Here is a 13,754-nt window from a genome sequence, read left to right as displayed (position 1 = left end):
CAGTGCCGGATTGAATATAACCGACGTGACTGTTACATTTAGGTGGCTAAACCCGTCAAGCCCTCAGGAGTGAATCATGACCGTAGTCACGACCGCCGATACCTCCCAACTGTACGCACTTGCAGCCCGACATGGGCTCAAGCTCCATGGCCCGCTGACTGTCAATGAGCTTGGGCTCGACTATAGGATCGTGATCGCCACCGTCGACGATGGACGTCGGTGGGTGCTGCGCATCCCGCGCCGAGCCGAGGTAAGCGCGAAGGTCGAACCAGAGGCGCGGGTGCTGGCAATGCTCAAGAATCGCCTGCCGTTCGCGGTGCCGGACTGGCGCGTGGCCAACGCCGAGCTCGTTGCCTATCCCATGCTCGAAGACTCGACTGCGATGGTCATCCAGCCTGGTTCGTCCACGCCCGACTGGGTCGTGCCGCAGGACTCGGAGGTCTTCGCGGAGAGCTTCGCGACCGCGCTCGCCGCCCTGCATGCCGTCCCCATTTCCGCCGCCGTGGATGCGGGGATGCTCATCCGTACACCGACGCAGGCCCGTCAGAAGGTGGCCGACGACGTTGACCGCGTCCGACGCGAGTTCGTGGTGAACGACAAGCGCCTCCACCGGTGGCAGCGCTGGCTCGACGACGATTCGTCGTGGCCAGATTTCTCCGTGGTGGTGCATGGCGATCTCTACGTGGGCCATGTGCTCATCGACAACACGGAGCGCGTCAGCGGGATGATCGACTGGAGCGAGGCCCGCGTTGATGACCCTGCCATCGACATGGCCGCGCACCTTATGGTCTTTGGTGAAGAGGGGCTCGCGAAGCTCCTCCTCACGTATGAAGCGGCCGGTGGCCGGGTGTGGCCGCGGCTCGCCCACCACATCGCGGAGCGCCTTGCGTTCGGGGCGGTCACCTACGCACTCTTCGCCCTCGACTCGGGTAACGAAGAGTACCTCGCTGCGGCGAAGGCGCAGCTCGCCGCAGCGGAATGAGCGAACGTCGATATAGCCCGCTCGCGACGCTGTTCGCGGCGACCTTTCTCTTCCGGATCGGCAACGCGGTGGCGGCCCTCGCGCTTCCATGGTTCGTCCTGTCTCATACAAAGAGCGCGGCCTGGGCGGGCGCCACGGCCGCTAGCAGCGTCATCGCGACCATCATCGGCGCGTGGGTTGGTGGTGGCCTCGTCGATCGGTTCGGGCGCGCGCCCGTCGCATTGATCTCGGGTGTGGTGGGCGGCGTGGCCATGGCGAGCATCCCACTGCTCGATGCCGTTGGCGCCCTCTCGAACACTGGGCTGATCGCTTGCGTGGTGCTCGGTGCTGCGTTCGACGCACCCGGTATGGCCGCGCAGGACAGTGAGCTGCCCAAACTCGGCCACGTCGCCGGGCTCTCCGTTGAGCGCGTCTCGTCACTGAAAGCGGTGATCGGGAACGTCGCGATTCTAGGTGGCCCGGCCCTTGGGGGGGCCGCAATCGGCCTGCTTGGCGCTGCGCCAACGCTCGGGCTGACGGCGTTCTGCTCCGTCCTTGCAGGTCTGCTCGGCGCGTGGGTGCTTCCCGCGCGTGCCGCTCGGACGATGACCACGACGGCGACTCTCTCCATGCGCGCCGGCGTCGCTTTTCTCTGGAGCGAACCCCTGCTGCGCCCTCTCTTTGGTATAGTGATGATCTTCGTGGGCATCGTTGGCGCCAACGGCAGCGTCATCATGCCTGCGCTGTTTGTAGATGCAGGACGCCAAGTAGCAGAGCTCGGGCTGTTCTCCTCAATGATGGGGGCTGGTGGTCTCCTTGGCATTGCCATTCATGCGTCGGTCGGCGCCCGGATATCAGCGCAGAACTGGCTGGCGGTGGCATTTTGTGGCTCTGCGGTGGGCTCGCTTCTGCTTTCACAGTTGCCAGGCGTGCCGGTGCTGATGTTGTTGGGCGCGCTCGTGGGACTGCTGACCGGCTCAGTCTCTCCCATTCTCAACGCTGCCATCTACAACCGCACGCCGCCAGAACTTCTCGGCCGGGTACTCGGCACGGTCTCGGCGGTGATGCTGTCAGCCTCGCCCATGGTTATGCTTGCGGCCGGCGCGTTTGTCGACCTTGCTGGTCCGCTCCCTGGCCTCGTTGTATCGGCCGTGTTTGCGGGGCTCGTGGCTCTACTCTCGCTCCGTCTTCAATTTGCTACAATGGCGGCGGCAGCCACAGCCTCCGCCCCAACCCATACAGAAGGTGAACACTGATGCCCCGCCCCAAGCTCAAGTCCGATGACGAGGTACTCGAGGCCGCCACCGTAGTGCTGAAGCGTTGCGGTCCCATAGAGTTCACGCTCAGCGGAGTAGCAAAGGAGGTGGGGCTCTCCCGCGCAGCGTTAATCCAGCGCTTCACCAACCGCGATACGCTGCTGGTGAGGATGATGGAGCGCGGCGTCGAGCAGGTGCGGCATTACCTGAATGCGATACCGATAGGCGCAGGGCCGCAAGGGCTCTGGGAATTTTTGCAGGTGCTCGTTCGGAGCATGAACACTCGCAACGACTTCTCGGTGAACTATCTCATCTCCTGGTACGAGCTCCAGGTGCCGGAGCTACGCACGCTTGCGATCCAGCGGAACCGCGCGGTGGTGGAGGGGATCCGCAAGCGACTGCCCCCAGGTGCTCCTGCGGCAGCTGAGTTGCTCCTGCACTCGGTCATCGCTGGCGCGACGATGCAGTGGGCCGTCGATCCGGATGGTGAGCTAGCTGATCATGTGCTGGCTCAGATCGCTGCCATCCTGTGTTTAATGTTTCCCGAACACGACGATTTCCAACTCCTCCAGGCACATGCGTAAACGGAGGTGTGCAGAGTCCCTGCGGCAGGCGACGAACACGACCGTCGTCGATTAGTACCGGTACGGTCGGTGGTATCGAAGTCTTGATCACCACTCAGGTCTACGGCTTACAAATGGTGACCATCCCGATACTTGCGTCAGAGCACCGGGCCGATTCTTTGACAGTGAATCACTCCCGTAAGGTTGTGCCGGTGTGGGTGTCCCGGGTCGAGACGATACTCCGCCAATGCGCCCAGCAAACAACCTGGCCATCGCAGGTGGTGGGGAGCGGTGTGGCGGATGAGTTGGACAAGTTGGTGTAGCAGCACGAGCACGGCGAGATAACATCGCAGGAGTTCGACATGCTCAAGAGACAGCTGATTGCGAATCGCGATGCAGATTCATAACCCGATTGCGGGTTGGCTTCACTCCACCATCACCGAGCAGACTAGCACGGCGGGCTCTGTTGCAAAGATTGGCGGCAGTCAGAGGTAGGCTGTCGCTCTGCGCCGATCAGGCGGCTGCTGCGAAATGGTGGTTGAGCATGCCCATGGCCTCCGTCAGCGCCGAGGGCCCAATGCCAAAAGCTCTCTCCACAAGGCGCACCTCGCCCCTGATGCCGGGCTGCAGGCACCAGGGGCGAGCCTGTCCTTTGCGCAGGGCTCGCATGACTTCGAATCCCTTGATCGTGGCATAGGCCGTGGGGATCGATTTGAAACCGCGCACCGGCTTGATCAGTATCTTGAGCTTTCCGTGATCGGCCTCGATCACGTTATTGAGGGCACTGTTGCAAATAGTCGGTGGTGATAAACTTATCATCCCCTTTTGCTGATGGAGCTGCACATGAACCCATTCAAAGGCCGGCATTTTCAGCGTGACATCATTCTGTGGGCCGTACGCTGGTACTGCAAATACGGCATCAGTTACCGTGAGCTGCAGGAGATGCTGGCTGAACGCGGAGTGAATGTCGATCACTCCACGATTTACCGCTGGGTTCAGCGTTATGCGCCTGAAATGGAAAAACGGCTGCGCTGGTACTGGCGTAACCCTTCCGATCTTTGCCCGTGGCACATGGATGAAACCTACGTGAAGGTCAATGGCCGCTGGGCGTATCTGTACCGGGCCGTCGACAGCCGGGGCCGCACTGTCGATTTTTATCTCTCCTCCCGTCGTAACAGCAAAGCTGCATACCGGTTTCTGGGTAAAATCCTCAACAACGTGAAGAAGTGGCAGATCCCGCGATTCATCAACACGGATAAAGCGCCCGCCTATGGTCGCGCGCTTGCTCTGCTCAAACGCGAAGGCCGGTGCCCGTCTGACGTTGAACACCGACAGATTAAGTACCGGAACAACGTGATTGAATGCGATCATGGCAAACTGAAACGGATAATCGGCGCCACGCTGGGATTTAAATCCATGAAGACGGCTTACGCCACCATCAAAGGTATTGAGGTGATGCGTGCACTACGCAAAGGCCAGGCCTCAGCATTTTATTATGGTGATCCCCTGGGCGAAATGCGCCTGGTAAGCAGAGTTTTTGAAATGTAAGGCCTTTGAATAAGACAAAAGGCTGCCTCATCGCTAACTTTGCAACAGTGCCTTCTACGGCACGTTTGAAGGCGCGCTGAAAGGTCTGGTCATACATGTGATGGCGACGCACGACACCGCTCCGTGGATCGGTCGAATGCGTGTGCTGCGCAAAAACCCAGAACCACGGCCAGGAATGCCCGGCGCGCGGATACTTCCGCTCAAGGGCGTCGGGAAGCGCAACGCCGCTGCGGCCCTCGGCCTGGTCCTTCAGCCACCATGCCCGTGCACGCGACAGCTGCTCGCGCAGGCTGGGTGCCAAGCTCTCGGGTAACATCAAGGCCCGATCCTTGGAGCCCTTGCCCTCCCGCACGATGATCGTGCCGTGATCGAAATCCAGATCCTTGACCCGCAGTTGCAAACCCTCACTGATCCGCATGCCCGTTCCATACAGAAGCTGGGCGAACAAACGATGCTCGCCTTCCAGAAAACCGAGGATGCGAACCACTTCATCCGGGGTCAGCACCACCGGCAAGCGCCGCGACGGCCGAGGTCTTCCGATCTCCTGAAGCCAGGGCAGATCCGTGCACAGCACCTTGCCGTAGAAGAACAGCAAGGCCGCCAATGCCTGACGATGCGTGGAGACCGAAACCTTGCGCTCGTTCGCCAGCCAGGACAGAAATGCCTCGACTTCGCTGCTGCCCAAGGTTGCCGGGTGACGCACACCGTGGAAACGGATGAAGGCACGAACCCAGTGGACATAAGCCTGTTCGGTTCGTAAGCTGTAATGCAAGTAGCGTATGCGCTCACGCAACTGGTCCAGAACCTTGACCGAACGCAGCGGTGGTAACGGCGCAGTGGCGGTTTTCATGGCTTGTTATGACTGTTTTTTTGGGGTACAGTCTATGCCTCGGGCATCCAAGCAGCAAGCGCGTTACGCCGTGGGTCGATGTTTGATGTTATGGAGCAGCAACGATGTTACGCAGCAGGGCAGTCGCCCTAAAACAAAGTTAGACATCATGAGGGTAGCGGTGACCATCGAAATTTCGAACCAACTATCAGAGGTGCTAAGCGTCATTGAGCGCCATCTGGAATCAACGTTGCTGGCCGTGCATTTGTACGGCTCCGCAGTGGATGGCGGCCTGAAGCCATACAGCGATATTGATTTGCTGGTTACGGTGACCGTAAGGCTTGATGAAACAACGCGGCGAGCTTTGATCAACGACCTTTTGGAAACTTCGGCTTCCCCTGGAGAGAGCGAGATTCTCCGCGCTGTAGAAGTCACCATTGTTGTGCACGACGACATCATTCCGTGGCGTTATCCAGCTAAGCGCGAACTGCAATTTGGAGAATGGCAGCGCAATGACATTCTTGCGGGTATCTTCGAGCCAGCCATGATCGACATTGATCTAGCTATCCTGCTTACAAAAGCAAGAGAACATAGCGTTGCCTTGGTAGGTCCGGCAGCGGAGGAATTCTTTGACCCGGTTCCTGAACAGGATCTATTCGAGGCGCTGAGGGAAACCTTGAAGCTATGGAACTCGCAGCCCGACTGGGCCGGCGATGAGCGAAATGTAGTGCTTACGTTGTCCCGCATTTGGTACAGCGCAATAACCGGCAAAATCGCGCCGAAGGATGTCGCTGCCGACTGGGCAATAAAACGCCTACCTGCCCAGTATCAGCCCGTCTTACTTGAAGCTAAGCAAGCTTATCTGGGACAAAAAGAAGATCACTTGGCCTCACGCGCAGATCACTTGGAAGAATTTATTCGCTTTGTGAAAGGCGAGATCATCAAGTCAGTTGGTAAATGATGTCTAACAATTCGTTCAAGCCGACCGCGCTACGCGCGGCGGCTTAACTCCGGCGTTGTGCTGACGAAAAAAAACAAAAATCTGCGTATACCTTTCCTCATAATCTGTGGCTTCAATAAAAGGATATTTCTATGCTTCAACTGAAAATGATCGAACTCTTCAAGGAAGGTTGTCATGAGGATGCACGAATAATCGCGGCATTGATGTTCGGCTCATTTGCTATCGGAGAGGGTGACGAGTTCTCTGATATCGAATTCGCAGTGTTCATCCAGGATGACCATTTTGAAAATTTCGATCAGCGCTCGTGGCTTAATGCCGTAAGTCCGGTTGCTGCTTACTTTCCGGACGACTTCGGCCACCACACCGCACTTTTTGAAAACGGCATTCGCGGTGAATTCCATTTCATGCGAAAATCGGACATACCGGTCATTTCCACTTGGCAAGGCTATGGGTGGTTTCCCTCGCTTGAGGCGGCTGTTTTGTTGGACCGATCAGGAGAGTTGTCAAGGTACGCAAGCGCTCTCGTGGGCGGTCCCCCGATACGTGAAGGCGCGCCGCTGGTGGAAGGGCTTGTGTTGAACCTCATCAGCCTGATGCTCTTTGGGGCCAATCTTTTAAATCGGGGAGAGTACGCTCGCGCCTGGGCTTTGCTCAGCAAAGCACATGAAAACCTACTCAAGCTGGTTCGACTCCACGAAGGGGCAACAGACCACTGGCCGACACCTTCACGCGCGCTCGAAAAGGATATCTCGGAGGACTCGTATAATCGCTATCTGGCATGCACAAGCAGTGCAGAACCAAGAGCACTATGTGCAGCCTATCATCAAACGTGGACGTGGAGTCTCGAATTGTTCAAGAGCGTGACAGAACCTCTGAATATCGAGCTTCCGAGAACTGTAATTGCGCAGGCAAAAAGGTTGCTCAATGAGTCTGCGACGCCGCACAACAAGTAAATCCAGCGGACGCATAAAAACGCGCCGCTGATTTTGACGTTAGATGCACTAAGCACATAATTGCTCACAGCCAAACTATCAGGTCAAGTGGCACTGTTGCAAATAGTCGGTGGTGATAAACTTATCATCCCCTTTTGCTGATGGAGCTGCACATGAACCCATTCAAAGGCCGGCATTTTCAGCGTGACATCATTCTGTGGGCCGTACGCTGGTACTGCAAATACGGCATCAGTTACCGTGAGCTGCAGGAGATGCTGGCTGAACGCGGAGTGAATGTCGATCACTCCACGATTTACCGCTGGGTTCAGCGTTATGCGCCTGAAATGGAAAAACGGCTGCGCTGGTACTGGCGTAACCCTTCCGATCTTTGCCCGTGGCACATGGATGAAACCTACGTGAAGGTCAATGGCCGCTGGGCGTATCTGTACCGGGCCGTCGACAGCCGGGGCCGCACTGTCGATTTTTATCTCTCCTCCCGTCGTAACAGCAAAGCTGCATACCGGTTTCTGGGTAAAATCCTCAACAACGTGAAGAAGTGGCAGATCCCGCGATTCATCAACACGGATAAAGCGCCCGCCTATGGTCGCGCGCTTGCTCTGCTCAAACGCGAAGGCCGGTGCCCGTCTGACGTTGAACACCGACAGATTAAGTACCGGAACAACGTGATTGAATGCGATCATGGCAAACTGAAACGGATAATCAACGCCACGCTGGGATTTAAATCCATGAAGACGGCTTACGCCACCATCAAAGGTATTGAGGTGATGCGTGCACTACGCAAAGGCCAGGCCTCAGCATTTTATTATGGTGATCCCCTGGGCGAAATGCGCCTGGTAAGCAGAGTTTTTGAAATGTAAGGCCTTTGAATAAGACAAAAGGCTGCCTCATCGCTAACTTTGCAACAGTGCCGATTGGATTGCTTTTAGTCAGCCTCTTATAGCCTAAAGTCTTTGAGTGACTAGATGACATATCATGTAAGTTGCTGATAGGTTTCCAGTTTTCCGCTCCTAGGTCTGCATATTGTACTTTTCCTCTTACTCGACTTAACCAGTACCAACCCAGCTTCTCAACGGATTTATACCATGGCACTTTAAAGCCAGCATCACTGACAATGAGCGGTGTGGTGTTACTCGGTAGAATGCTCGCAAGGTCGGCTAGAAATTGGTCATGAGCTTTCTTTGAACATTGCTCTGAAAGCGGGAACGCTTTCTCATAAAGAGTAACAGAACGACCGTGTAGTGCGACTGAAGCTCGCAATACCATAAGCCGTTTTTGCTCACGGATATCAGACCAGTCAACAAGTACAATGGGCATCGTATTGCCCGAACAGATAAAGCTAGCATGCCAACGGTATACAGCGAGTCGCTCTTTGTGGAGGTGACGATTACCTAACAATCGGTCGATTCGTTTGATGTTATGTTTTGTTCTCGCTTTGGTTGGCAGGTTACGGCCAAGTTCGGTAAGAGTGAGAGTTTTACAGTCAAGTAATGCGTGGCAAGCCAACGTTAAGCTGTTGAGTCGTTTTAAGTGTAATTCGGGGCAGAATTGGTAAAGAGAGTCGTGTAAAATATCGAGTTCGCACATCTTGTTGTCTGATTATTGATTTTTCGCGAAACCATTTGATCATATGACAAGATGTGTATCCACCTTAACTTAATGATTTTTACCAAAATCATTAGGGGATTCATCAGCGTATAGTGTTTTGCAGTTTAGAGGAGATATCGCGATGCATACGCGGAAGGCAATAACGGAGGCGCTTCAAAAACTCGGAGTCCAAACCGGTGACCTCTTGATGGTGCATGCCTCACTTAAAGCGATTGGTCCGGTCGAAGGAGGAGCGGAGACGGTCGTTGCCGCGTTACGCTCCGCGGTTGGGCCGACTGGCACTGTGATGGGATACGCGTCGTGGGACCGATCACCCTACGAGGAGACTCTGAATGGCGCTCGGCTGGATGACGAAGCCCGCCGTACCTGGCTGCCGTTCGATCCCGCAACAGCCGGGACTTACCGTGGGTTCGGCCTGCTGAATCAATTTCTGGTTCAAGCCCCCGGCGCGCGGCGCAGCGCGCACCCCGATGCATCGATGGTCGCGGTTGGTCCGCTGGCTGAAACGCTGACGGAGCCTCACGAACTCGGTCACGCCTTGGGGGAAGGATCGCCCGTCGAGCGGTTCGTTCGCCTTGGCGGGAAGGCCCTGCTGTTGGGTGCGCCGCTAAACTCCGTTACCGCATTGCACTACGCCGAGGCGGTTGCCGATATCCCCAACAAACGGTGGGTGACGTATGAGATGCCGATGCTTGGAAGAGACGGTGAAGTCGCCTGGAAAACGGCATCGGATTACGATTCAAACGGCATTCTCGATTGCTTTGCTATCGAAGGAAAGCCGGATGCGGTTGAAACTATAGCAAATGCTTACGTGAAGCTCGGTCGCCATCGAGAAGGTGTCGTGGGCTTTGCTCAGTGCTACCTGTTCGACGCGCAGGACATCGTGACGTTCGGCGTCACCTATCTTGAGAAGCATTTCGGAACCACTCCGATCGTGCCTCCGCACGAGGCCGTCGAGCGCTCTTGCGAGCCTTCAGGTTAGAGGCCGTCGACAATGATAATCTGGATCAACGGACCTTTCGGCGCCGGAAAGACGACGCTCGCTAAGCGGCTGCGCGATCGGCGTTCCAAATCGCTGATCTTTGACCCCGAGGAAATCGGGTTCGTGGTGAAAGAAACGGTCCCCATGCCAGCGAGCGGAGACTATCAGGATCTCCCCTTGTGGAGGGGACTTACGATCGCGGCGGTCAGGGAGATTCGAAGGAATTACTCGCAGGACATCATCATCCCAATGACGCTCGTGCACCCGGACTATCTGACTGAGATACTCGACGGGGTAAGGCGGATCGACGATCAGCTGCTGCACATCTTTCTGACGCTCAACGAGGACCTATTGCGTCACCGGATCGCGAACCAGACCATGCATCCTGACCCGAATCGAAATGCGGAGATTCGAGAGTGGCGATTAGCGAATGTCGCCCGATGCTTGGCCGCAAGGGAACGGCTTCCATGGGCACTGTTGCAAATAGTCGGTGGTGATAAACTTATCATCCCCTTTTGCTGATGGAGCTGCACATGAACCCATTCAAAGGCCGGCATTTTCAGCGTGACATCATTCTGTGGGCCGTACGCTGGTACTGCAAATACGGCATCAGTTACCGTGAGCTGCAGGAGATGCTGGCTGAACGCGGAGTGAATGTCGATCACTCCACGATTTACCGCTGGGTTCAGCGTTATGCGCCTGAAATGGAAAAACGGCTGCGCTGGTACTGGCGTAACCCTTCCGATCTTTGCCCGTGGCACATGGATGAAACCTACGTGAAGGTCAATGGCCGCTGGGCGTATCTGTACCGGGCCGTCGACAGCCGGGGCCGCACTGTCGATTTTTATCTCTCCTCCCGTCGTAACAGCAAAGCTGCATACCGGTTTCTGGGTAAAATCCTCAACAACGTGAAGAAGTGGCAGATCCCGCGATTCATCAACACGGATAAAGCGCCCGCCTATGGTCGCGCGCTTGCTCTGCTCAAACGCGAAGGCCGGTGCCCGTCTGACGTTGAACACCGACAGATTAAGTACCGGAACAACGTGATTGAATGCGATCATGGCAAACTGAAACGGATAATCAACGCCACGCTGGGATTTAAATCCATGAAGACGGCTTACGCCACCATCAAAGGTATTGAGGTGATGCGTGCACTACGCAAAGGCCAGGCCTCAGCATTTTATTATGGTGATCCCCTGGGCGAAATGCGCCTGGTAAGCAGAGTTTTTGAAATGTAAGGCCTTTGAATAAGACAAAAGGCTGCCTCATCGCTAACTTTGCAACAGTGCCTCCGGTTCACCGGTGAATCTGCCATAGCTTTCAGTCTGCTCAGTGGTCAGAAAGTCAACGGGCATATCGGCCTCCCTGCCTGACGGGCATTTAGTAACATTTTTCCAACCGTACGAAATGTTATAAATTATCGGACATCGTAAAACTGTTACATTAATATGTCTATTAAATCGTAAATTTGTAATAATAGACATGAGTTGTCCGATATTCGATTTAAGGTACATTTTTATGCGACTTTTTGGTTACGCTCGGGTCTCAACCAGTCAGCAGTCTCTTGATCTTCAGGTCAGAGCACTCAAAGACGCAGGTGTGAAAGCAAACCGTATATTTACCGATAAGGCATCCGGCAGTTCAACAGACCGGGAAGGGCTGGATTTGCTGAGGATGAAGGTGGAGGAAGGTGATGTCATTCTGGTTAAGAAGCTCGACCGTCTTGGCCGCGACACTGCCGATATGATCCAACTGATAAAGGAATTTGACGCTCAGGGCGTGGCAGTCCGGTTCATTGATGACGGGATCAGTACCGACGGTGATATGGGGCAAATGGTGGTCACCATCCTGTCGGCTGTGGCACAGGCTGAACGCCGGAGGATCCTAGAACGCACGAATGAGGGCCGACAGGAAGCAAAGCTGAAAGGAATCAAATTTGGCCGCAGGCGTACCGTGGACAGGAACGTCGTGCTGACGCTTCATCAGAAGGGCACTGGTGCAACGGAAATTGCTCATCAGCTCAGTATTGCCCGCTCCACGGTTTATAAAATTCTTGAAGACGAAAGGGCCTCGTGATACGCCTATTTTTATAGGTTAATGTCATGATAATAATGGTTTCTTAGACGTCAGGTGGCACTTTTCGGGGAAATGTGCGCGGAACCCCTATTTGTTTATTTTTCTAAATACATTCAAATATGTATCCGCTCATGAGACAATAACCCTGGTAAATGCTTCAATAATATTGAAAAAGGAAGAGTATGAGTATTCAACATTTTCGTGTCGCCCTTATTCCCTTTTTTGCGGCATTTTGCCTTCCTGTTTTTGCTCACCCAGAAACGCTGGTGAAAGTAAAAGATGCTGAAGATCAGTTGGGTGCACGAGTGGGTTACATCGAACTGGATCTCAACAGCGGTAAGATCCTTGAGAGTTTTCGCCCCGAAGAACGTTTTCCAATGATGAGCACTTTTAAAGTTCTGCTATGTGGTGCGGTATTATCCCGTGTTGACGCCGGGCAAGAGCAACTCGGTCGCCGCATACACTATTCTCAGAATGACTTGGTTGAGTACTCACCAGTCACAGAAAAGCATCTTACGGATGGCATGACAGTAAGAGAATTATGCAGTGCTGCCATAACCATGAGTGATAACACTGCTGCCAACTTACTTCTGACAACGATCGGAGGACCGAAGGAGCTAACCGCTTTTTTGCACAACATGGGGGATCATGTAACTCGCCTTGATCGTTGGGAACCGGAGCTGAATGAAGCCATACCAAACGACGAGCGTGACACCACGATGCCTGCAGCAATGGCAACAACGTTGCGCAAACTATTAACTGGCGAACTACTTACTCTAGCTTCCCGGCAACAATTAATAGACTGGATGGAGGCGGATAAAGTTGCAGGACCACTTCTGCGCTCGGCCCTTCCGGCTGGCTGGTTTATTGCTGATAAATCTGGAGCCGGTGAGCGTGGGTCTCGCGGTATCATTGCAGCACTGGGGCCAGATGGTAAGCCCTCCCGTATCGTAGTTATCTACACGACGGGGAGTCAGGCAACTATGGATGAACGAAATAGACAGATCGCTGAGATAGGTGCCTCACTGATTAAGCATTGGTAACTGTCAGACCAAGTTTACTCATATATACTTTAGATTGATTTAAAACTTCATTTTTAATTTAAAAGGATCTAGGTGAAGATCCTTTTTGATAATCTCATGACCAAAATCCCTTAACGTGAGTTTTCGTTCCACTGAGCGTCAGACCCCGAAAACGATTTAGGAGACACCGATGAACATCAACGATGCCCTCACCTCCATCCTGGCCTCAAAAAAATACCGCGCCCTTTGCCCGGATACCGTGCGGCGCATCCTGACTGAGGAATGGGGGCGGCATAAATCCCCCAAACAGACCGTAGAGGCTGCACGCACCCGGCTGCATGGAATTTGCGGGGCATATGTCACCCCGGAATCGCTCAAGGCTGCTGCCGCCGCGCTTTCTGCGGGCGATGTAAAAAAGGCATTGTCGCTGCATGCCTCCACCAAGGAGCGACTGGCCGAGCTGGATACCCTGTACGATTTTATCTTTTCAGCCGAAACTCCCCGCCGCGTGCTGGATATCGCCTGCGGTCTTAACCCCTTGGCGCTATACGAGCGCGGCATTGCATCCGTGTGGGGCTGTGATATCCACCAGGGATTGGGGGATGTCATCACCCCCTTTGCTAGGGAAAAAGATTGGGATTTTACCTTTGCCCTGCAGGATGTGCTGTGTGCGCCGCCCGCCGAAGCCGGCGACCTGGCGCTGATTTTTAAGCTTTTGCCCCTGCTGGAGCGGGAGCAGGCCGGTTCTGCCATGGCACTTTTACAATCCCTCAATACCCCGCGCATGGCTGTCAGCTTTCCCACGCGTAGTTTAGGCGGGCGTGGAAAAGGCATGGAGGCGAACTACGCCGCATGGTTCGAGGGCGGCTTGCCCGCCGAGTTTGAGATTGAGGATAAAAAGACCATCGGAACAGAACTTATATACTTGATAAAAAAGAATGGATAAGCCAATCAGAAGGCAAATCATCTAAAAAAGAGGAACGAAAAATATTTTTCGT

General features: G+C 54.7%; 13 protein-coding genes and 3 pseudogenes. 13 read left to right on the top strand and 3 right to left on the bottom strand.

The window, feature by feature from the left end:
• Nucleotides 1-76 precede the first annotated feature (76 nt).
• The 3 genes from K8W53_RS19320 to mphR(A) are packed head-to-tail and all read left to right on the top strand — an operon-like array spanning nt 77 to nt 2,801.
• Nucleotides 77-982: an Mph(A) family macrolide 2'-phosphotransferase gene (locus tag K8W53_RS19320; protein WP_000219391.1), complete on the top strand. Its 906-nt coding sequence runs from the start codon at nt 77-79 to the stop codon at nt 980-982.
• Nucleotides 979-2,217, top strand: coding sequence for a macrolide resistance MFS transporter Mrx(A) (gene mrx(A) / locus K8W53_RS19315; RefSeq protein ID WP_000004159.1), 1,239 nt, complete (start codon nt 979-981; stop codon nt 2,215-2,217). The genes K8W53_RS19320 and mrx(A) overlap by 4 nt, the downstream gene beginning before the upstream one ends.
• On the top strand, nt 2,217-2,801 hold the full coding sequence (gene mphR(A) / locus K8W53_RS19310) for a macrolide-binding transcriptional repressor MphR(A) (protein WP_001137892.1): 585 nt from the start codon (nt 2,217-2,219) through the stop codon (nt 2,799-2,801). The genes mrx(A) and mphR(A) overlap by 1 nt, the downstream gene beginning before the upstream one ends.
• 492 nt (nt 2,802-3,293) lie before the next feature.
• On the opposite strand, the gene K8W53_RS19305 is transcribed toward mphR(A), so the two are convergent.
• Nucleotides 3,294-3,647 (bottom strand): DDE-type integrase/transposase/recombinase, encoded by a 354-nt coding sequence (locus K8W53_RS19305; RefSeq protein ID WP_100250109.1) that lies wholly within the window; start codon nt 3,645-3,647, stop codon nt 3,294-3,296.
• Here K8W53_RS19305 and K8W53_RS19300 point away from each other — a divergent pair.
• Complete coding sequence (locus K8W53_RS19300) at nt 3,624-4,328, top strand: IS6-like element IS26 family transposase (protein ID WP_001067855.1); 705 nt, start codon at nt 3,624-3,626, stop codon at nt 4,326-4,328. The genes K8W53_RS19305 and K8W53_RS19300 overlap by 24 nt on opposite strands.
• Nucleotides 4,329-4,380: 52 nt before the next feature.
• Here K8W53_RS19300 and intI1 read toward each other — a convergent pair.
• Nucleotides 4,381-5,178: pseudogene (gene intI1, locus K8W53_RS19295) on the bottom strand (class 1 integron integrase IntI1); the annotation flags it as partial.
• A 148-nt stretch (nt 5,179-5,326) separates the two neighbouring features.
• Between intI1 and K8W53_RS19290 the strand changes: the two are divergent.
• The 3 genes and pseudogenes from K8W53_RS19290 to K8W53_RS19280 all read left to right on the top strand — a co-directional run bounded on the left by K8W53_RS19290 (nt 5,327) and on the right by K8W53_RS19280 (nt 7,928).
• Nucleotides 5,327-6,165 (top strand): annotated as a pseudogene (locus K8W53_RS19290) (AadA family aminoglycoside 3''-O-nucleotidyltransferase).
• An 84-nt stretch (nt 6,166-6,249) separates the two neighbouring features.
• Nucleotides 6,250-7,071, top strand: coding sequence for a lincosamide nucleotidyltransferase Lnu(F) (gene lnu(F) / locus K8W53_RS19285; protein ID WP_000939727.1), 822 nt, complete (start codon nt 6,250-6,252; stop codon nt 7,069-7,071).
• Nucleotides 7,072-7,223: 152 nt separating this feature from the next.
• Entirely contained in the window at nt 7,224-7,928 is a 705-nt protein-coding gene (locus tag K8W53_RS19280; protein WP_001067858.1) for an IS6-like element IS26 family transposase, read from the top strand.
• A gap of 52 nt (nt 7,929-7,980) precedes the next feature.
• Here the strand turns inward: K8W53_RS19280 and K8W53_RS19275 are convergent.
• Nucleotides 7,981-8,655: pseudogene (locus tag K8W53_RS19275) on the bottom strand (IS4-like element ISVsa5 family transposase); the annotation flags it as partial.
• A 142-nt stretch (nt 8,656-8,797) separates the two neighbouring features.
• Here K8W53_RS19275 and aac(3)-IId point away from each other — a divergent pair.
• From aac(3)-IId to K8W53_RS19245, 6 genes are all read left to right on the top strand, one after another.
• Nucleotides 8,798-9,658 carry an aminoglycoside N-acetyltransferase AAC(3)-IId gene (aac(3)-IId, locus tag K8W53_RS19270; RefSeq protein WP_000557454.1) on the top strand — a complete coding sequence of 287 codons (861 nt, stop codon included), beginning with the start codon at nt 8,798-8,800 and terminating at the stop codon, nt 9,656-9,658.
• 12 nt (nt 9,659-9,670) lie between these two features.
• Nucleotides 9,671-10,180, top strand: coding sequence for an AAA family ATPase (locus tag K8W53_RS19265; RefSeq protein WP_065523405.1), 510 nt, complete (start codon nt 9,671-9,673; stop codon nt 10,178-10,180).
• 11 nt (nt 10,181-10,191) lie between these two features.
• Nucleotides 10,192-10,896 carry an IS6-like element IS26 family transposase gene (locus K8W53_RS19260; RefSeq protein WP_001067858.1) on the top strand — a complete coding sequence of 235 codons (705 nt, stop codon included), beginning with the start codon at nt 10,192-10,194 and terminating at the stop codon, nt 10,894-10,896.
• Nucleotides 10,897-11,176: 280 nt separating this feature from the next.
• Nucleotides 11,177-11,734, top strand: coding sequence for a recombinase family protein (locus tag K8W53_RS19255; RefSeq protein WP_001235713.1), 558 nt, complete (start codon nt 11,177-11,179; stop codon nt 11,732-11,734).
• Between the two features lie 182 nt (nt 11,735-11,916).
• Entirely contained in the window at nt 11,917-12,777 is an 861-nt protein-coding gene (locus tag K8W53_RS19250; protein ID WP_000027057.1) for a broad-spectrum class A beta-lactamase TEM-1, read from the top strand.
• A 169-nt stretch (nt 12,778-12,946) separates the two neighbouring features.
• Complete coding sequence (locus K8W53_RS19245; protein WP_012372818.1) at nt 12,947-13,702, top strand: 16S rRNA (guanine(1405)-N(7))-methyltransferase RmtB1; 756 nt, start codon at nt 12,947-12,949, stop codon at nt 13,700-13,702.
• Nucleotides 13,703-13,754 lie beyond the last annotated feature (52 nt).

The organism is Salmonella sp. A29-2, from assembly GCF_020150755.1.
Taxonomy (GTDB): domain Bacteria; phylum Pseudomonadota; class Gammaproteobacteria; order Enterobacterales; family Enterobacteriaceae; genus Salmonella; species Salmonella enterica.
Note: the sequence above shows the minus strand (reverse complement) of the source record. Positions and strands in the feature narration are given on the sequence as shown.